Here is a 20,673-nt window from a genome sequence, read left to right on the forward strand (position 1 = left end):
TATGTAGCAAGCAACGGTAGGGCAGGTACCGATATACGTTGTCCTAAGTGATAGTGCAAGCAAGGCATACGTTAACTTGGAAGCGGGCGCGGACATTTTTTTCAAACTAGATTGTGATTTATTTCACATAATAGGAGGCTATTATCATGACATTGAAAATTGCTGTAATTGGATGCACACACGCAGGAACCGCCGCTGTCAAAAATATCGCCGTACAATATCCGCAAGCACAAATTACTGTTTACGAACGCAATGACAATATTTCGTTTCTGTCGTGCGGCATTGCGCTTCATGTAGGCGGAGTCGTCAAGGATGCTGGGGGATTGTTCTATAGCAACCCGGAAGAATTGGCTGAGCTGGGTGTTCTTACCCGGATGCGCCATGATGTGCTCGCTATAGATGTAGAAGCCAAGACACTGAAAGCACGCAACCTGGAGACGGGTGAACTGGTTGAAGACAATTATGACAAACTCGTTATGACAACAGGCTCGTGGCCGATAATTCCGCAGATGGAAGGCATGGACCTTGGCAACATACAGCTTTGCAAAAACTACGGGCATGCTCGTGACATTATTGCCCGGGCGAATGATGCTCAGCGTATTACCGTCATTGGAGCCGGTTATATCGGCATTGAGCTCGTAGAAGCGTTCCGCGATCAAGGCAAGGAAGTGACGCTGATCGATAATATGGAAAGCGTGATGGCGAAGTATCTGGACCGCGAATTTACGGATCTGGCAGGCCAAGAGCTGCAGGAGCGCGGAGTGCAGCTGGCGCTTGGCAGAACGGTGAAGGGGTTTGAGGGCGAAGAGGGAAAAGTTACTAAAGTATTGACGACAAACGGCACCTTCGATACGGATATGGTAGTATTGTGCATCGGCTTCCGTCCAGGAACAGATTTGCTGAAAGGTCAGGTCGATATGCTTCCCGGAGGCGCAATTTTGGTTGACGACTACATGCGCACAAGCAATCCCGATGTTATGGCGGCAGGCGACAGCTGTGCTGTTCGATACAACCCGACAGGAAAAGCAGCTTACATTCCGCTAGCAACCAATGCAGTACGAATGGGTACACTCGTTGGTATGAATTTGTTGACTCCGACCGTTCGATACCAAGGTACGCAAGGCACGTCGGCAATTAAGCTGTTTGACTGGAATATCGCTTCGACGGGCATGACCGAGGCTGCTGCACTTGCTGCAGGTTTGAATGTGAAAACAATCACAATCCATGAAAACAACCGTCCTGAATTTATGCCAACATATGAAGACGTCATGGTTAAACTTGTTTTTGAAAATGATGGCAGAATTGTCGGAGCACAAATTATGTCGCGAGCGGACATGACTCAGGCGGCCAATACGTTGTCGGTCTGTATCCATAACCGGATGACCGTTCAGGAGCTTGCTTTCGTCGACTTTTTCTTCCAGCCGCATTACAACAAACCGTGGAATCTGCTCAATACGGCAGGCCTTGCGGCAATGGCTCATCTGCAGGTGCAACAAGCTCAGCCGGTTCAACCTGCTAAGGTAGAGGTTGCTTGAGGAAAATGAGTAAGTCTTACGGAAGGCTTGGTTGAAAGGAAGGAAGGCTCAGGAAGGCTCTCTGGTTCAATAGAGGGCCTTCCTTTTTATTGAAGGTAACAGTGGTTGCGGGCAGGTAGGGGGGGTTACAGTGTAGAGCGAAGCAGGTTCGTAATTTAGCGAACCTAACTTCGCTGGAGAAGTAAGTTGAGATTGGTCTCAGCAGCCGAGCGAAGCAAATTTCGCAGTTGGAGAACCTAGGTTCACGAGTAGCGAAAAACACTTCGCTATTCGGATATTAACAGGTCTGCCTGGCCGTTCCAGCGAATATTGCTTCGCAAAATAGCGAAGCAGCTTCGTTGCAGCAAAAAGTGACCTGTTACCTCGACTTACCTCTTATACCGCATCAGTTTGCGCCTCCACCAGTAACATTTATGTTGAAGCAGTTTCGCTGTGTAGCGAAATACATGGGGCTACGGTTGAATTTATTAGCAATATTTGAGCAGTGTTCTCTGCAAAAGCAACAAAATGAAGGTTTGCTTCAGCGTAGAGCGAAGCAGCTTCGCAATTTAGCGAAGTAAAGTTCGCCGGAGCACGATGACAGGTTAGTTGCAGTGCTTAGCGAAGCAGGTTCGTAAATTAGCGAAGCAAAGTTCGCCGGATTACGGAGGGGAGGTTAGTTGCAGTGCCGAGCGAAGCAAAGTTCGTAAATTGCGAAGCTAAGTTCGCTGTAACAGTGAGGAAAGGTTAGTTGCAGTGCTTAGCGAAGCAAGTTCGCTGTAGAAGTAGGTTGGGATTGGCCTTATCAGCCGAGCGAAGCAAATTTCGCAGTTGGAGAACCTAGGTTCACGAGTAGCGAAAAACACTTCGCTATTCGGATATTGACAGGCCTGCCTGGCCGTTCCAGCGAATATTGCTTCGCAAAATAGCGAAGCAGCTTCGTTGCAGCAAAAAGTGACTGTTACCTCGACTTACCTCTTATACCGCATCAGTTTGCACCTCGACCAGTAACCTTTATGTTGAAACAGTTTCGCTGAGTAGCGAAATACATGGGGCTACGGTTAAGTTTTTAGCAATTTTTAGCAGTGTTCTCTGCAAAAGCAACAAAATGAAGGTTTGCTTCAGCGTAGAGCGAAGCAGCTTCGCAATTTAGCGAAGTAAAGTTCGCCGGAGCAGTGAGGAGAGGTTAGTTGCAGTGCTTAGCGAAGCAAGTTCGCAAATTAGCGAACCTAACTTCGCTGGAGCACGGAGGGGAGGGGGAGTTGCAGTGCCGAGCGAAGCAGGTTCGCAAATTAGCGAAGCAAAGTTCGCTGTAGCAGTGAGGAGAGGTTAGTTGCAGTGCTCAGCGAAGCAGGTTCGCAAATTAGCGAACCTAACTTCGCTGGAGCAGTAAGTCGAGACTGGCCTCAGCTGCTGAGCGAAGCAAATTTCGCAGTTGGAGAATCAAGGTTCACGAGTAGCGAAATTTGCTTCGCTATTGGCAAATTACTTAGCGTTCGAGGCCATTACAGCGAATATTGCTTCGCAAAATAGCGAATCAGCTTCGTTGCAGCAAAAAGTGACGGGTTACCTCTTACTTGCCGCCCATAAATCGCACCAGTTTGCGCCACGACCAGTAACATTTCGATGAAGTAGTTTCGTCTAGCGACGAAATTACTTAGTTAAGGGTTGAGGTTGGCGGCAGCAGCTCTGCACTTACCGATCTTCCCCCTGATTCAGACCAGGAGAAAGAGGGTACATATGCTAAACAAATTGCCGGACAAAGGGGAAAGCATATGGAAAAGCTGAATGCTTTTATTAAAATAAGCGTTGCCGTTCTGCTCGTACTGGCTATCATTTATGTGGGATCATTAGTAGATTTTCTGTTCAAGCCGATTGCGTCATTTATAACGATTATGACCGTGCCTTTAATGCTGTCGGTATTCTTTTATTATTTGCTCCGGCCGCTGGTCAATTGGATGGAGCGGAGAAAGCTGAAGCGAACGCTTGCCGTTATTATAATTTATGCAATGATTGCGTTAATTTTCGTTGGTTTTGCTATCATTATATGGCCATCGCTGCGCAGTCAATTGCTTACTTTGGTCGAAGATGCACCTGATTTATTCGCTGCCTTGAGCAAACAGCTGCAGGAAATCGAGCAAAATGGTGTATGGGCCAGATGGTTTCCTGAAGGGGGAAATCCGCTTTCGCAACTGACAGATTATTTGAACAAGGGCTTTACCTTTGTCACCAATTATATATCCAACGCAGTCACCGTCATTTCGAGTATTGCCATTGTTATTGCGATTTTCCCGATCATTTTGTTCTATATGCTAAAAGACAGCGGGAAGTTCAGCGACCGTATCATCGCTCTTATGCCGACCCGATTTCAGCAAGATACGGCGGAGGTCGTGATGGAAATCGACCATTCGCTGAGCGGTTTTATCGTGGGGAAAGTGCTCATCAACTTAGCGCTTGGCGTGCTCATGTATCCCGGATTTCTGCTAATCGGATTACCGTATGCGCTGCTGCTTACTGCCGTGGCCGTTATTTTAAACTTTATCCCGTTTATCGGCTCGTTTCTTTCGATGATTCCGATCGTTATTATTGGTTTTATCGAGTCGCCATCCATCGCAATCTGGTCGCTTGTCGTTATTTTCGTGGCACAGCAAATTCAAGATAATCTGATTGCACCTTATGTTTACCGGAAGCAGTTGGACATTCATCCGCTGACGACGATCATACTCGTACTTGTCGGCGGCGATCTGGCAGGTATGCTTGGCATTTTACTCATTATTCCCGTCTATATGATCATTAAGATCATCGCTGGAAAAATATATCGCCTGTATATCAAATGGCGCTGGCAAACCATTTAAAAGCAGCATGGGAAATGGAAGCGCAGACAGATTTCCAACGCAGTATTCACTGCGCTACACACATAGCCTTGACAACAGGCGATGTGATCATTATGATTAGAATGAACGTTCGATACAAACTTTGTTTTTGTTGAATCTAAGGCAAGGAGGTGCACCCATGTTTGAAAAATACAATAAAGTGCAGCAAGCGGTACTGCAGACCACGCTGCAAATCATCAATGAGAAAGAGCTTCAGGCTACGTCAATGGCGCTTATCGCCAAACAATCCGGCGTGTCGACGGGCAGCATTTATCATTATTTTTCCAGCAAGGAAGATATTATAAACGAGCTGTACAAGGGAATCGTAAAGTTTAACGGGGAGTTTGTTACGAGCGGACTCGATACGGACGAACCGATACGGATTCGTTTTGAGCGTGCGTGGAAAAAAGTATTCGAGCTGTGCATGACCTATCCGCTAGGCTTCCAATTTATTGAGCAATATTCGTTCTCGCCCTATATTTATGATTCTTCTAAACAAGAAGCATATGAAGGGGGCTGGTGCGGACCGTTAGCTAAGCTGTACGCTGAAGCAATCGGTCAAGGGCTGATGATGGATATGGAGCCGGAACAGATGGTTCAGATGAATTATGGTTCAATTGTTTATTTGGTGAAGGGGCATCTCGAGGGCCATTTCAACTTAAATGAAAAAACGATTCAGAGCGTGATTGATTCCAGCTGGAAAGCAGTAAGCCGATAATGTGCTTCGCATGTACCTGCTCTGCCGCCTTCTGCGGCTCCGCTGCTGCATTCGCTCGCACTAACGAAAGGACTGCAATAGAATGCGGATTTTTTCTTTTATTAAATTAGAATGAACATTCGATCTAAGTTGGGTGTGAGGGCGGATTTAACTATCCGATGCATTTCAGTCATTCAATTCCGTCTAATCCTTTAATTATTCAATCATCCATTATGCAATCATACGAGGAGGAAAAGAAAATGAACAAAACGATTTTTATTACAGGCACAAGCAGCGGACTGGGCAAATTGACAGCAATCCATTTTGCAAAACAAGGGTGGAATGTAGCAGCAACGATGCGATCCCCCGAGAAGGAAGAGGAACTGCTGGAGTACGATAACATTAAACTATTCAAGCTGGATGTGACGGATACAGCTCAAGTAAAAACAGCCGTTGCTGATGCGATTCAAGCTTTTGGCCAGATTGATGTAGTCGTTAACAATGCTGGAATGGGCGCATATGGAGCGCTAGAGCTGGCGGAAGAGGCAGCGATTGATTGGCAGTTCGCGGTTAATGTTAGAGGGCCCATTAATGTTATCCGATCGTTCCTGCCTCATTTTCGTTCGCGGCAAGGCGGCATGTTTATAAATATTAGCTCGTTAATGGGACTGACGACAGCGGTGCCGATCGGCTCGTTGTACAACATGTCGAAGTTTGCGCTGGAAGGCTTAATCGAAGGGCTGTATTATGAACTGAAGCCGTTGAACATTGAGCTTCGACTGGTGGAACAAGGCGGTTCTTCCGGCAACAGCTTCAACAGCAGCATCGTATGGAGCAAGGACGGAGAAATTACGGATTACGATACGATTACTGATAAGGTGAAGGAAAGCTTCAGCCAATCGCTGAACAAACCGCAGGATGATCCTCAGATCATTGTAGATGCGATCGCGTCCCTAGCCACGGGAGAAAGCCAGAAATTCAGGACGCTTGTTGGCGAGGCAAGCAACGGGCTGGTAGCGCTGCGCAATTCGATGCCGATCGAAGATTACTTGGAGACAATAGCGGCTAATTACAACTAAGGCTTTAACAATACCTACCTCCTTTCCGATTGCGGAAGGGAGGTTTTTGCAGTTGCAATTTCTTTGGAATAGTCGTGTAGAATAAATCATCTTGTCTAAACTTTGTTCATTTCTCTCTGACGCCGTAATTTAATATTGCCATCATGATGAAGAATAGATCATGTTTTTATTGTTCTGTTCATGTATTTTCCAATCCTCATTGTGTAGCATTTAAATATGAAATTACCTCTCCCAACACTCCTACATCATGAGTTTACCTCAACTGGTTTCCGGCGGGATAGCATCTTAACCAATGCTTGTACGATTCTTGCTGCAAATGAATGCCAACCTTCCTATTTTTCGTTCAACTCTAACAGACCAAAACTGATTAAGGCTTATATTTTTGTGAATATAAGTGCTCTTTAATGCTATTTCAGGCAGCTTTTCTATCAGGTTATCTTGCTTGGTTTAAGAGCTGCTCCGCTTTGAAGTTCTTGCAAACCGGTGAAGGGGGTGAGCTTCGAACGTTTCATTTCAATATTTTTGAATGCGCTTTCAATTAGGGGGTGGAATATCGAAGTATTCCGTATTTGTTTCCAGGCAGGGGAAATAGAAAATAAAATATAGGAGGAATCGAAATGACAGCAAGCTTCTTTCATCAGGGATTGGCACACCCAATCAAGAGGTTGTCACTCGCATTATTATTAATTGTTTTCACAGTTACAGGCTCATTAGCTTCCTATGCAGGGCAAGTGCAGGCAAGCTCTGGCACCACATACTATGTGGCGGCAGATGGGAATGATTCGAATCCAGGCACATTGTCTCAGCCTTTTGCTACCCTTACTGGAGCACAATCTGCGATTCGAGCTTTGAAAACGGCCAGCGGTCTTCCGGCTGGAGGGGTTACCGTCTATTTAAGAGGCGGAGAGTATAATCAGTCTGCGACATTTACGTTAACGCCCGAAGATTCGGGCAGCGCAGGCTCGCCAATTGTCTATCAGTCATATCCAGGGGAAACTGCAGTCATTACAGGCAAACAGGAAATAACAGGGTGGAGCTTGCTGGGCAGCCCTTATCCAGCGGGTCTCCCCGCTTCGGCTCGCGGTCATGTATTTGTGGCCGATATTTCGCCGGGCTGGAGGTTTCACTCCATGTTTGTTAATAAGGTTAGCCAGCCTGTGGCGAAGACGGTACAAAGTCCGGACTGGACGGCGTGGCCGCGTCTTACGGCAGCCGGCAGCCCAAGTCCGTCCGGCAGATCCATTACTTTTCCGTCAGGAGTTCTTAACCATGTACCGGGCAACAGAGATGCTGAGATTGCCATGACAACAGCATGGTGGTGGAATATTGTAGCGCCGATCGATTCTGTTAATCCGGCTAACAATACGGCCAAGCTTCAAAGCAAGGCTCCGGTGCAATATGCCGATATGCTCTCGCTGGATGGCGGCTACTATAATTTGCGCAATGCGCTTCCGGTTCTTGATCAAGCAGGGGAATGGGTGGTCGACTCCGCTGCCGGAAAAGTGTACTACTGGCCAACGGATGGCACAATGAGCGGGAAGACTGTCTTTGCGTCCAAGTTAAACGAAATTGTACGCTTGCAAGGGGATGAGGAAGCGCAGAACTGGGCTCACCAAGTTGAGTATGTGGAATTCCGGAATCTTCACTTCATGTATTCAGATCGTACACCGGAGGATCAATATAATCCGGATTGGCTGGTACGGAACGCCGAGAACCCGGATGCCATGATCTATATGCAGGGCGTAAGCCATATTGTCATGGACAGCAATCTTATTGCGTACTCCGGTTCGCAAGGCATTGCACTTGATCACTATGCACAAAATGTCACGTTAACCGGCAATGAGATCGCGTATTCCTCTTCGGGAGGCATCCAGATCACGGGATACGGCCCCGGGGACGTAGATGTAAATAAAAATCATATCATCGAACGCAATCATATCCATGATATGGGGCTAGACTACATGCATTCCGGACCTTTATCGATATACGGCAGCAATCATAATACAGTGAGGTACAATTATTTTCATGACAGCCCGTATGCCAGCGTCTCGATTGTCGGCATGCCGCATTTTCAAATGAATAATCCTTCTGTGATAGACACTACCGACTCGTATGGGAACAATCAGGCGATCTATCAAGCCAGATGGACAGAGGTGGCTGTACACAGGCCATATGATGAATTTTCAAATATTCCTTATTTGCATTCCGGTGATAATCTAATTCAATACAATATCCTCGACAATTATATGGAATCCATGCATGATGGGGGTGCTCTCTATACTTGGGCAGCAGGAGCGGACAATTTATGGGATCAGAATGTAGGGACGAGTCCTTTAAACAAAGGGGTTTCACTCTATTTCGATTTGGCGACGGCCTATCTTACTGCAACGAATAACATTTTTTGGAGCCCTGGCGATTTGCTCTTGGATATATCGGGCAATTCAACGAATACTTCTATTAACAATTCGATTAGTGCGACGAATAAGCCAGCCGGCTATGACTTGCTGCGCAATACGATCATTAATGCGGGGAATGCTGCTGGCGGGTGGTTAGGTGCAAATTTGACACCAGTAGTCATCCCAACGTCAGCAACATCGATTATCCAAGCTGAAGGTCACAGTGCAGAACAAGGAACTCAAACCGATAGCGGGGGTACTGGCTCCTATGTGGGGTCGCTCGATAGCGGAGATTGGCTCCGATACGACAATATCGACTTCGGCACGGGCAATGCACTTAATGGGTTCCATGTAAGTGCCGCTGTAGACCCTGCCAATGCCGGCAAACAGCTTGAATTGCGGCTGGACAGCATAACAGGAACATTAATCGGTACAATTACGATTAGCAATACGGGAGGCTGGAATACGTTTACGACGCAGACGGCGTCCATATCGGGGGCAAGCGGTGTGCATGATCTGTTCCTGGTTCCGAAAGACAGCGGGGTTGCCAATGTGGATTGGTTTACATTCTCAACAACCGCGAACTCCACAATCCAAGCTGAATATTACAGCACCTCACAAGGTGTTCAGGCCGGCAACGGCGGTACAGGAGCCTATCTAGGCTGGATTGATGAGGGAGACTGGATTAGTTATAACAATATTGATTTTGGTAACGGAGAGCTGAATCAATTTCAAGCTAGTGCAGCTGTTGATCCGGGTTATGCCGGCAAACAAATCGAGTTGAGATTGGACAGCAAGACGGGGCCGCTGATCGGTACTTTCACCTTTAGTGATACAGGCGGCTGGACTTCGTTTCAAACTCAAACAACAGACGTATCGGGTGCTTCTGGTGTTCATCATTTATTCCTTGTCGCCAAGGGCAGCGGGATCGGCTTTGGCAGCATAGACTGGTTCACCTTTAAAAAAGCAACCAGGTACGAGGCAGAAAATGCGGCATTAAACGGCGTTGTGATTGAAAATCTCGGTTCTGCATCTAACGGGCACAACATCGGCTACTTTGACAATATTGGCGATTACGTAAATGTTACACCTGTCATCTCAGGAAGCATATTATCGATCCGTTATTCGAATGGCAATTCATCGGCCAAACAAGCCAGTCTGTACGTCAATGGCAGCAAAACTCAGACCGTTGTCTTTCCTGCTACAGCGAGCTGGACTAACTATCGTACATTAACGGTAAATGTACCTGTCAGCGGCAGTGTGAAATTCCAAATTGACAGTGCGGATAAGACGGTAAACGGTTCGCATTCATGCTGTAACATTGATTATATTGAAATTAGTTAAGGAAGACGCATTGTTAGTCGACCAGATAAACAACGAGTAGACAGATAAGGAATTAAATGCTATGATGACTTCACTAATGAATGAAGGGAGCTGGTCACAATGACAAACTTTAAACTTGGATTGTTAGATAACGTTGACAGCTGCCTCTCATTCCATCGATCGGATTTTTGAACGTAATTTTCGAGCGACGATGAGCCCGGGCAGCATAGTCCGGGCTTTTCTATGTCTGTTTTAACAGCGCGTAGAGTCTGGGCATGCGGAATGTCCCGGGCTCATTTTTGTCGTACTCATCAAACAAACAGGCGAAGGAGCTTGATCGAAACAGTGAAGGAAAACTTATTGGTGCAATACGGATATACGGAAAATGAAGGTAACAGCGCCCTCAAAGATTTGCCGGAGGTGCAGACGCATTTGGAGCCGGCAAGAATCATTGCCCAGCATAAAAACTACTATCAAGCAGCCACGGTTCACGGCGAAATCATTTCGCATCTGTCTGGCAGGTATCTTTTTGCTAATGGTGCAGCGGGAGGCTTTCCTGTAGTAGGCGACTACGTGCGGGTGAAAGTGTCTGAAGAGAAGGATCGAGCGGTTATTCACGAGCTGCTGCCCCGCAAGACGATGTTTTACCGCAGGAATAACTTTGACAAAAGCGAATTGCAGGTATTAGCGGCTAACTTCGATACCGTATTTATTTGCATGGCGCTCAATCGGGACTTCAATCTTACCCGCTTAGAGCGGTATGTCATTATGGCAAGGGAAAGCGGAGCAGCTATTGCCATTGTACTGACGAAGGCGGATTTATGCGCTGATCCAGACAGCCAAGCGATCATTTGCGAAGCGGTGTGTCCCGGTATTCCGATCTACACCGTTAGTGCTCAAGAAATGACAGGGATGGAGCAATTGCATCCGTACTTCGGAAAGGGGAAAACAGTCATCGCTCTTGGCTCATCTGGTGTAGGGAAATCAAGTCTGGTGAATGCATTGTTCGGTGAAGCGGTGATGGAGACCTCAGAAGTCCGGGCTGGCGATGACAAGGGGCGTCATACAACCGTACACCGTCAAATGATCGTCCTTCCAGGCGGCGGCTTGTATTTGGATACGCCAGGGCTGCGGGAGGTTGGGATTGCGGATGCGGCAGGATCCGTATCGGAGCAATTTGCCGACCTGGAAGAGCTGCAGCTGCAATGCAAATTTAAGGACTGCCGGCATGAACAGGAGACGGGCTGCGCCGTCCAGCTCGCACTGGAGGAAGGCAAGTTGACACCTGATCGGCTGGCCAAATATAGAAAGCTGTTGAAAGAGTCTGCCTTTAACAAAGTCAAAAACCGTCATTTGTATGAGAAATGGCAAGCTTCCAAAGCGTTCTCCAAGCAAATGAAAAAGCGGAAAAAAGAGCGGTAAGATTCCGCACCGTTATGAGGCTCCCGCGATGCGGGAGCTTTCTTAGGTTGATATTTATAATAAAACGAGCTTAATTTCGTCCACCTTTTTTAAATAATTAGAATATATAAAGCGCTTTCATTTCGATACACTGAAATTGTCTACAATCAAATGATGAGGAGTGATCGAGTTTGAAAGCAATGATTCGCAACAAAACGAAGAAGGCGGTGGCGGCAGTTCTCACGATCGGAATGCTTGTTCCATCGTTGTTTGTTGCCCCGCCTGTACAGGCGGCAGCAGAGTCGGTATCGATCGACATGAGCCAGACATTAGGAGCGCCTACCTACCGGGGGACAGGATTTCTCTATGGCCTGAGTGAAAATGGAAGCGCTCCCAACGGATCGCTGCTCTCTGATCTTAAGCCACAGCTATTCCGTGGAGGCGGAGCGGGACTGAGCGGCGGCGCATGGGCAGTAGGCGGCTATAATGGCTATTTGCCGAGATTTAATTCTGTCAAAAATCAGTACAACCGGGTGAATGCGCTTGGAGCGACCTATCAGATTCTCATCAGCGATATTTGGGGCTCAGATGGCAGGACGATTCCGAACAATAATGATCCGATATTTCCAGGCGATAATGGCAGCTGGACATCCTGGAACCAATTCATCACTCAGCTTGTGAATGATAAAATCGCCAATAATATGACGAATGCCAGATACGACATCTGGAATGAGCCCGATGGCGCCTATTTCTGGCCAAGATCGGAAGCGCAATATTTCGAGATGTGGAAGCGGAGCGTCCAGCTTATTCGCTCCCTTGATCCCAACGCAGTCATCGTTGGCCCCGGATACGGCGGCTTTAACGCGACCCAGTTGAGCAATTGGCTGGACTATGCGAAAAACAACAACGTGCTGCCAGATATACTAGACTGGCATTTCAGCGTCGACCCTGTCGCTGATGTTCAAACCGCGCAAAACTTGCTGAACACTAAAAACATTACGTCTATCGATGGCTTTACCATCGGTGAATACATCTGGCCAGGGGAGCAAAATGCAGGCTACACCGCATGGTATTTGGCGCGCTTAGAGAAATCCGGCGTTCTCGGTGCTAATCATGCCATCTGGGATCATTGCTGCGACCAAGGGCTGCTCGACGATATACTTACACCGGATTCGCAAAAGAAGGGGCAGTGGTGGACGTATAAAAGCTACGCGGATATGACAGGAACACTCGTTGCTACTGTACCTTCGGCGAAAATTGACGGGGTAGCCAGCAAGGATGCGTCTCAGCAATCCGCCCGAATTTTGCTGGGCAACAAAGGCGGCTATATTGGCAATGTGGATGTCAGCATCAATCAATTAAACACGGCATCCTATCTGGTTGGCGCGAATGGCAAGGTACGGGTAACCGTATCCCGTATTCATAATGTTGATCCTGTCACTGCGCCTGATGTTGTGCAAGTATTCGATGCTGCAGTAACGAACCAGTCCATTCAAATTACGATTCCATGGCTTTATGCGATGGATGCATATTCAATTACTCTATCCCCTTCGACTGCTACAGGAGAGCAAAGCAATGAATATGAAGCCGAGCTAGCAGTCCTGTCAGGGGGAGCGAAGGTAATGAATGATCATACCGGCTACACCGGCACTGGCTTTGTAGCAGGCTATGAATTTCAAGGCGCATCAACGAGGTTTACTGTACAAGCTCCGGCACTTGCCAATTACGATGTAACGCTGCGTTATGCCAATGGTTCCGGGGCGTCCAAGTCGTTAAGCGTCTATGTGAACGGGGTTAAAATCAAACAGACAGCGCTAGCGGCTTTGTCGAATTGGAACAGCTGGGGGACGAAAGCCGAGACATTGAAGCTTCAGGCCGGCAGCAACACGATTGCCTATGTATTCGATGCTGGAGACAGCGGCCCGGTTAATCTGGATCGGATTCATGTGAGCGCTCCATCGGCCAGCGGAGCAACCATTCCAGGCAAAATCGAAGCCGAGAGCTATATCGGCATGTTCGGCATTCAGACGGAGCCGACAGGTGATGCTGGCGGCGGCTTGAATGCGGGATGGATTGATAATAACGATTGGCTGGATTACGGCGTACAAGTGCAGAACAGCAGCGCATATACTGTATCGCTGCGAGTAGCGAGTCCGAACAGCACAGGTCAAATCCGGCTGCTTGACGGTGCCGGCTCGGTGCTTGCGACAGTTGCGGTTCCGAATACGGGCGGCTGGCAAACCTACCAGACGATCACGCAGACGGTCAGCCTGCAAGCCGGTTATCAGGTTCTCCGGGTTCAAGCGCCAACTGGCGGCTTTAACTTCAACTGGATGGAATTCGCGGCTTCATCTGGGCCGGTATCCTTCATTTATCAAGCGGAATATGCGACCTTGGCTGGCGGGGCTAGAGTAATGAATGACCATGCTGGCTACTATGGCAGCGGTTTTGTTGCCGGCTATGAATCGTCAGGGGCATCTACCGTATTTACGGTGAATGTATCGGCTGCCGGAAACTATAATACCGTCCTTCGCTACGCGAATGGCTCGGGTATTACAAGGACGGTAAGTATCTACGTCAACGGTGTCAAAATCAAACAAACCTCGCTGACTGCTTTAGCTAACTGGGACAGCTGGGGAACGAAGTCGGAGAGCTTGAATCTGCCAGCGGGCAACAATACGATTACGTATAAATTCGATGCCGGTGATAACGGGCTCATTAATCTCGATCAAATTCAAGTTAGTCAATAACAGGTCTGCAAGAAAGGTGTCCAGATACGATCGGCAAGTAACATAGCTTGAAAAAAGCGGTTCTCCTTTCGATAAGGAATGGAAACCGCTTTTTTTGGTACCGAAAACAATCAGTTTCCGGCCTAAATCATTAAATATTGAACTATTCACGAAGCTTTCCAGCGTTCATAATAGACATTAGCAATATATTCCTACAGCTAGCGAAGGAGCGATTTTGACGATGACGCTGATTCAACAAAATGCAACAGTGCTTTTTCAAGGGGACAGCATTACCGATGCAGGAAGAGACAGAGACAACGCTTCTCATTTGGGCGACGGTTATGTGCGCATTATTGCAGAGAAGTTCGCCCGGCTTTATCCCAGTCATAACGTTACCTTTCTGAACCGCGGCATTAGCGGTGATCGTATTCCAGATCTGACAAGCAGATGGGATGTGGATTGCCTCGACTTAAAGCCGGACTGGCTGTCTATTTACGTCGGCATTAACGACACTTGGCGTAAATACGACAATAATGATCCGACCTCGACGGAGAAATTTTACGAAGGCTATCGTAAGCTGATCTTGCGCACGAAGGAGAATAGCGACGCGTCGCTCGTCCTTATCGAGCCATTCGTATTGCCGAACGTCGAAGACCGCCATGCATGGCGTGAGGATCTGGATCCGAAAATCTATGCCGTTCGCGAATTGGCGAGAGAATTCCGTACGCTGTATGTGCCAATCGACGGCCTCTTTGCTGCTGCAAGCGCGCAATCGCCAATTAGCGAGCTGGCGCCCGATGGCGTTCATCCGGCACGTCTCGGACAAGAATTGATTGCAGATGCTTGGCTGAATGCTGTTCAAGCGAACAGATAATTTATTGCTTCACACCAAAGAACCGACTCCTTTACACAAAGGGGTCGGTTCTTTGGTGTCATACGTTGTTCCTAGCGCTAGCCGGATGTCTCGGCAGAACGGATAAACGAGAGGACGATATCCTGAGGATGATCGCCAAAGGCCGAGCCGAACAGATTCATGCCATTGCGGTTGACAGCATCCGTCTTAACCTCCAGCCGGACACGGATCGGCTGGTTGAAGGATAAGGCAAGCTCATCGATTGTCGATCGGGAAGAGCCGGAGCCGTTGATGCTGCTGCCTTGTCGATTAACGCGCCATTCGGTAAGCATGCCGTATTCGGTCCCGCTTCTCCATCGCTCTGGGGTCAGCTTGCCTTTACGGTCGCCGAAATCGCCGGGGCTCGTCCAGGTGCCGATAGGCAGGTCATTAATTGTAAGTGAAATATCGGAGGGCCATTCTTCACAAGATCCGGCCGCCTCCGAGCAGAGCTCAGCCCGTAATACGATCTCGTCCAGTTGGACGCCGGGCGGCATCGGGTTGGCGAAATAGTATTCGACGAAGCCAGCACCTGAAAACCATAACAGCGCGGCATCCGTGCGCTCCGCCATGTAGAACACGCGCGGATCATCCGATGAGCCGATAATGGCTCCATCGCGATTCGCCATGCCGCAAGTCGGCTGTACGGAGCAAGTGGCATACATGCCGATCGGCATATGTATTTCTTCAATCCGGTGCAGCCCGTCACCCGGCTTAGCTGGCAGCTCCAATACGATGGAGCGGCAGGTGACGGAGCATATTTTCTCCCGGTTGGCGCCTTGCCAGGAGAGGACAAGATCGGCTTGCTCCAGCATTTGCACATTGATGGAGATGGTCGGCTGAGCAACTCCCAGCGCATCCGCTAATTGGCCGACGCTCATCGGCTTGTCGCCGAGCGCCTCCAGAATACGTACCCGGACGTCGCCGGACAATGCTTTGGCGATCTCAACAATACGCGAGGACGGAAATCGAAGCATTTCTTGTTTGTTTTCATTCATTAATAACAGCCCGCTTCCCTATGAATCTTAATAGCTCTAGTGTACAACGATTTTCGAGTATTGTAAATTTATAATATACATTGTTTTTTGTTATATTGCTGATATGATGGCGTTAATTCCAAGAATGAAAGGTTGTGTTAGCTTGGCATCTCCATTGTTGAAAGCGATTGACCATACAATTCCCCGCCCGGAATACCCGCGTCCAGACTGGCAGCGCGCTGATTGGCTTAATTTGAATGGCGCTTGGCAATTTCAATTCGATACCGGTAATGAAGGGCTGAAGGACAATTGGCAGCATAGGGCAGATTTCGAGGAGACAATTACTGTACCGTTCTCATGGGCAAGTCCTCTATCAGGAATAGGAAGGAATGATAAAGGAATTGGCTGGTACCGGCGCTCGTTGAGCTGGAGTCCTGCTGCGGCAAACAGCAGACTTTTCCTCCGGTTTGGGGCTGTCGATTACGCATGTGAAGTTTGGATTAACGGGGTAGCTGCCGGCTCCCATCGAGGCGGCTACGGCACCTTTGAATTTGACATCACTGACGTCTGGAACTGCGGAAAAGAAAACGTCATCGTTGTCCGTGTGGAGGATTTCGATCGGGATGATCAGACGCGCGGCAAGCAAGGATATGGCGAAATGCGCGGGATTTGGCAGCCGGTATGGCTGGAGGCCCGGCCTCAAGCTTATGTGGCCAGTGCAAAATTCATTACGTCTATAGACGGCAATGTAAAGGTTACGGCTGTAATTGAATCCACACTGGACAATGATGCAGCTCATCTTCGTTTTCAGTTCGGGGACGTCCAGCATGAGCTGCAGCTGCTGCTCCAAGCCGGACGCAATGAGATAGAGACAAGCTTTATCGTAACGGAGCCCCGGCTCTGGTGTCCCGAGCATCCTAACTTGTATGAGGGAGAACTGCAGCTGGCAGGAGATTTCGGAACCGATGTGATCGGCACTTACTTCGGCATTCGCGAGATTGGCACCGCCAAATTCGGAGAGCGGGATTACAAGTGGATTACCTTGAACGGCAAGCCGGTTTATTTAAACGGAACGCTGGATCAGTCCTACCATCGCACAGGCTATTTCACATATCCGACCGATGAAGAGATGCGGGAGGATATCTATTTGATAAAGCGGCTGGGGCTGAACTTCGTCCGTATCCACATTAAGCCGGAGGAGCCGCGTAAGCTGTATTGGGCAGACCGTCTTGGGCTGCTGGTTATGGAGGATATGCCTTGCTTCTGGGGCAACCCGGATGAAACGGCTAGAGCTGCATATGAAAGCGAAGCAGCAGAGACGATTCACCGGGATTATAATCATCCAAGTATTATTGCTTGGGTCATGTTCAATGAAACCTGGGGATTAAAGACAGGAAGCAGCGAGACTGGACTGACAGGCAGCTCACAGCCAAGCAGCTTCTTGCCGGAGACGCAGGAGTGGGTCAGGCAGCAATATCGCTGGGCGAAACAGCTCGATCCGACTAGGATCGTAGAGGATCACTCGCCTTGTAACAATGATCATGTTGAGACCGACATTAATACTTGGCATTTTTATATGAACGGTTACGAACAGGTTCGCACTCATTTGAATGAAGTTGTTAGTCAGTCGTTCGCAGGTTCATCCTACAATTATATCGGGGGGAATACGCAGACGGATGCCCCGCTCATGAACAGCGAATGCGGCAATGTATGGGGAATCGATGACGGCGGCGCCGGCGACAGCGATTTGGCGTGGCATTATCGCTACATGCTTAATGAATTCCGGCGGCATGATAAGCTATGCGGATTTGTGTTCACCGAATTCCGTGATGTGACGAATGAATTCAACGGCTATTACCGGCTGGACGGGACTGATAAGCAGTTTGGGTACGAAGCTTATGTACCGGATATGACACTGCGAGATTTGCATACGGCTGATTTTGTTGTCATTGATGCGCCGCCATGCCAGACGGTAAACACCGGAGACACCGTATCGCTTAAGCTGCTTCGTTCCAGCTACAGTGACCAGTATCATGGACAGCCGTTGCGTATCGTATGGGAGCTGTGGCATGACAGACTGGGAACGAGAATTACCGACAGCCGCGGCTCGTTCGTTATCGATTGGCAGGACTACGGCGTATCTGCGCTGCCGGATCTTTGCCTATGGATGCCTATGGAAGACGCTGCAGCCGTCTTGGCGCTGCAGCTTGTTGACGAAGATGGCAGGATTATATCGCGAAATTTCACAACGTTTGATGTTCGCAGCGGAGAGAAGGAAGGAAATTACAGCTTGGAGGGTGAATGGCTGAGCATTCCTGTCGCCGGCTATTCGGAGCACAACTTCAACTATGAATGGAAGGCTCTCAGGGAACATAAAGTGAACGGCGGCGAAGCAGGTAAATTCGTCTATGAGGTTGTGCTGCCGGAGTTTGAACAGGTGCCGTTGCTGAGCGAGATCGAAATCTTCTTCGAGGCGAGTGCGAAGCGGATGCTGGCGCGCAATCGCGAAGGAGCGAAAATTCATCAGCATGGAATCGAATTCATGCATGGTGCTAATGCTAACGTCGAGTACAATCCGAATACGTATTACATGACAGGCGAAGAGGTTCATAGCTCGGACGTCTCCGTTGTCATTAACGGAGTAACGGCAGCCTCGTTCCATTTGCAGGACGACCCGGCCGACAGCCGGGGTATGCTGTCCTGGCACTATCAAGCGACGGACAGGAAGCTGGAGGAGGGCGGTTCCTACGGTTACTTATGCAAGGTGATCGTACCTTCAAGGCTCGCGGCGAAGATTAATGAAAGCAGGCGCTTTACGTTGGAGCTGCAAGCTGGAGACGGAGGCTTGGCTCTATATGGACGCAATGCAGGGCGATATCCAATCGATCTGCTGATCCGATACCGTTAATCCATTAACATAGAGCAATAGATGATTTCACAGGCTTCAAGCATCACGCTTGAAGCTTTTTCCTATCTCTATCGGGATGAAAGTAGGGTATAATGAGAGTAGAGGTTTTGAACAGGCTCTTGACTAACAAAAAGTAATCTGCTATATTATTTAGAATTTATAAGGTCAGCTTTACCGTATTTACTATTACAAAAAAGTTGAGGAGTGAGCGTATTGGCAACCTATTATTTGGAACCATCCCGTACATTTAGCGAATTTCTGTTGATTCCCAACTTGACAACAAAGGACTGTACGCCGAACAACGTCGATCTGAAAACACCGATCACGAAGTTTAAAAAGGGCGAAGAGCCAGCAATTTCTTTGAATATACCGTTCTCATCAGCGGTCATGCAGTCTGTCTCCGACCATAATATGGCGACTGCATTGGCTCGATGCGGCGGTATTTCTTTTATCTTCGGCTCGCAGTCCATTGAAGACCAGGCATCGATGGTCCGCAAGGTTAAGGAATATAAGGCTGGCTTCGTCGTAAGCCGCTCCAATCTCAAGCCTGATCAATCTCTGCAGGACGTGCTGAACTTGAAAGAAGAGAATGGCCACTCCACAGTAGCAATTACGGAAGACGGTACTTCCAGCGGCAAGCTGCTCGGTATCGTAACAAGCCGGGACTACAGATTAAGCCGCGATTCCCTGGACAAGCCAATCAGCCAATTCATGACGCCATTCTCGTCCCTGATCTATGGACAATCCGGTATTACGCTTCCTGAAGCAAACGATCTGATCTGGGAGAAGAAACTGAACTGCCTGCCTATTGTAGACGAGAATCAGCATCTGCAGCATCTCGTATTCCGCAAAGACTATGATGCAGACAAGGAAAATCCGCATGGATTGCTGGATACGAATAAATCCTATATCGTAGGTGCTGGCATTAACACGAAGGATTACAAAGAGAGAGTGCCAGCGCTTGTCGAAGCGGGCGTAGACATTCTTGTCATCGACTCCTCGGACGGCTATAGCGAATGGCAATACGAGACAGTCAAATATGTGAAGGAAAACTTTGACGTGAAGATCGGCGCAGGCAACGTAGTTGACCGTGAAGGCTTCCTATACCTGGTGGAGTCCGGTGCGGATTTCGTGAAGGTTGGCATCGGCGGCGGGTCCATCTGTATTACGCGTGAGCAAAAAGGTATCGGGCGCGGACAAGCCTCGGCGCTGATGGAGGTCGCTGAAGCGAGAGAGCAATATTACAAAGAGACTGGCATTTATGTGCCGATCTGCTCCGACGGCGGTATCGTTCATGATTACCACATTACGCTGGCACTCGCGATGGGCGCGGATTTCGTCATGATGGGCCGCTATTTCGCCCGCTTTGATGAGAGCCCAACCAAGAAGCTTAAGGTCGGCAACAATTTCGTGAAAGAGTTCTGGGGCGAGGGCTCGAATCGCGCCCGCAACTGGCAGCGCTATGATACAGGCGGCAAGCAAGGACTTATTTTCGAAGAGGGCGTGGATTCTTACGTTCCTTATGCAGGTACGCTGAAGGAAAACCTCGACAAAACGATTCATAAGATGAAATCGACGATGTGCAACTGCGGCTCGACTTCCATTGAAGAACTGCAGCAGAACGCCCGCATTACACTCGTCTCTGCAACGAGTCTTGTTGAAGGCGGAGCCCATGACGTCATTATGAAGGAAAACGGATTGTCTGCTGAATAAAAGATAATATCAACTATAAGGAAGCTGAATCTCTATTTGATAGGGATTCAGCTTTTTTTTGCGTTGCCGAAGCAGTCGGGCGTTTCTCGACTATTAAAGTATTGTTAATTGGGACAAATGTCCTTACTGCTAATAGGGTATTCATTGTTTAATGAAGTTGCATAACAAATA

The 20,673-nt window shown here is 48.4% G+C and carries 11 protein-coding genes; 10 read left to right on the plus strand and 1 reads right to left on the minus strand.

Annotated features, from left to right (window positions below; translation table 11 throughout):
- Window positions 1-146: 146 nt before the first annotated feature.
- The 8 genes from TY10_RS02465 (at window position 147) to TY10_RS02505 (ending at window position 14,886) form a co-directional block, all read left to right on the plus strand.
- Complete coding sequence (locus TY10_RS02465; protein ID WP_042160218.1) at window positions 147-1,535, plus strand: FAD-dependent oxidoreductase; 1,389 nt, start codon at window positions 147-149, stop codon at window positions 1,533-1,535.
- A 1,754-nt stretch (window positions 1,536-3,289) separates the two neighbouring features.
- The gene (locus tag TY10_RS02475) at window positions 3,290-4,369 is read left to right on the plus strand and encodes an AI-2E family transporter (RefSeq protein WP_042160223.1); all 1,080 of its coding nucleotides are present in this window, start codon (window positions 3,290-3,292) and stop codon (window positions 4,367-4,369) included.
- 157 nt (window positions 4,370-4,526) lie between these two features.
- Window positions 4,527-5,105, plus strand: coding sequence for a TetR/AcrR family transcriptional regulator (locus TY10_RS02480; RefSeq protein WP_042160225.1), 579 nt, complete (start codon window positions 4,527-4,529; stop codon window positions 5,103-5,105).
- Between the two features lie 239 nt (window positions 5,106-5,344).
- Entirely contained in the window at window positions 5,345-6,163 is an 819-nt protein-coding gene (locus TY10_RS02485; protein ID WP_042160227.1) for an SDR family oxidoreductase, read from the plus strand.
- A gap of 617 nt (window positions 6,164-6,780) precedes the next feature.
- Complete coding sequence (locus TY10_RS02490) at window positions 6,781-9,903, plus strand: carbohydrate-binding protein (RefSeq protein ID WP_042160229.1); 3,123 nt, start codon at window positions 6,781-6,783, stop codon at window positions 9,901-9,903.
- A gap of 324 nt (window positions 9,904-10,227) precedes the next feature.
- Window positions 10,228-11,304 carry a ribosome small subunit-dependent GTPase A gene (gene rsgA, locus TY10_RS02495; protein WP_042160230.1) on the plus strand — a complete coding sequence of 359 codons (1,077 nt, stop codon included), beginning with the start codon at window positions 10,228-10,230 and terminating at the stop codon, window positions 11,302-11,304.
- Window positions 11,305-11,483: 179 nt separating this feature from the next.
- Window positions 11,484-14,033: a carbohydrate-binding protein gene (locus tag TY10_RS31230; RefSeq protein WP_238327416.1), complete on the plus strand. Its 2,550-nt coding sequence runs from the start codon at window positions 11,484-11,486 to the stop codon at window positions 14,031-14,033.
- 220 nt (window positions 14,034-14,253) lie between these two features.
- Window positions 14,254-14,886, plus strand: a complete 633-nt coding sequence (locus tag TY10_RS02505) for an SGNH/GDSL hydrolase family protein (protein ID WP_042160232.1) — start codon at window positions 14,254-14,256, stop codon at window positions 14,884-14,886.
- 77 nt (window positions 14,887-14,963) lie between these two features.
- Here the strand turns inward: TY10_RS02505 and TY10_RS02510 are convergent, their stop codons facing one another.
- On the minus strand, window positions 14,964-15,902 hold the full coding sequence (locus TY10_RS02510; protein WP_042160234.1) for an ArsR/SmtB family transcription factor: 939 nt from the start codon (window positions 15,900-15,902) through the stop codon (window positions 14,964-14,966).
- A 142-nt stretch (window positions 15,903-16,044) separates the two neighbouring features.
- Between TY10_RS02510 and TY10_RS02515 the strand changes: the two genes are divergently transcribed.
- A complete protein-coding gene (locus tag TY10_RS02515) occupies window positions 16,045-18,789 on the plus strand; it encodes a glycoside hydrolase family 2 protein (RefSeq protein ID WP_238327413.1) in 2,745 nt (914 codons plus the stop codon).
- Between the two features lie 213 nt (window positions 18,790-19,002).
- Window positions 19,003-20,502 carry an IMP dehydrogenase gene (locus TY10_RS02520; protein WP_042160238.1) on the plus strand — a complete coding sequence of 500 codons (1,500 nt, stop codon included), beginning with the start codon at window positions 19,003-19,005 and terminating at the stop codon, window positions 20,500-20,502.
- Window positions 20,503-20,673 lie beyond the last annotated feature (171 nt).

The organism is Paenibacillus gorillae (assembly GCF_000513275.1).
GTDB classification, from domain to species: domain Bacteria; phylum Bacillota; class Bacilli; order Paenibacillales; family Paenibacillaceae; genus Pristimantibacillus; species Pristimantibacillus gorillae.

Bases quoted from the DNA above. Each gene is read 5' to 3' on its own strand.
- TY10_RS02465 (WP_042160218.1), top strand. From the start codon at position 147: ATGACATTGAAAATTGCTGTAATTGGATGCACACACGCAGGAACCGCC.
- TY10_RS02475 (WP_042160223.1), top strand. From the start codon at position 3,290: ATGGAAAAGCTGAATGCTTTTATTAAAATAAGCGTTGCCGTTCTGCTC.
- TY10_RS02480 (WP_042160225.1), top strand. From the start codon at position 4,527: ATGTTTGAAAAATACAATAAAGTGCAGCAAGCGGTACTGCAGACCACG.
- TY10_RS02485 (WP_042160227.1), top strand. From the start codon at position 5,345: ATGAACAAAACGATTTTTATTACAGGCACAAGCAGCGGACTGGGCAAA.
- TY10_RS02490 (WP_042160229.1), top strand. From the start codon at position 6,781: ATGACAGCAAGCTTCTTTCATCAGGGATTGGCACACCCAATCAAGAGG.
- TY10_RS31230 (WP_238327416.1), top strand. From the start codon at position 11,484: ATGATTCGCAACAAAACGAAGAAGGCGGTGGCGGCAGTTCTCACGATC.
- TY10_RS02505 (WP_042160232.1), top strand. From the start codon at position 14,254: ATGACGCTGATTCAACAAAATGCAACAGTGCTTTTTCAAGGGGACAGC.
- TY10_RS02510 (WP_042160234.1), bottom strand. From the start codon at position 15,902: ATGAATGAAAACAAACAAGAAATGCTTCGATTTCCGTCCTCGCGTATT.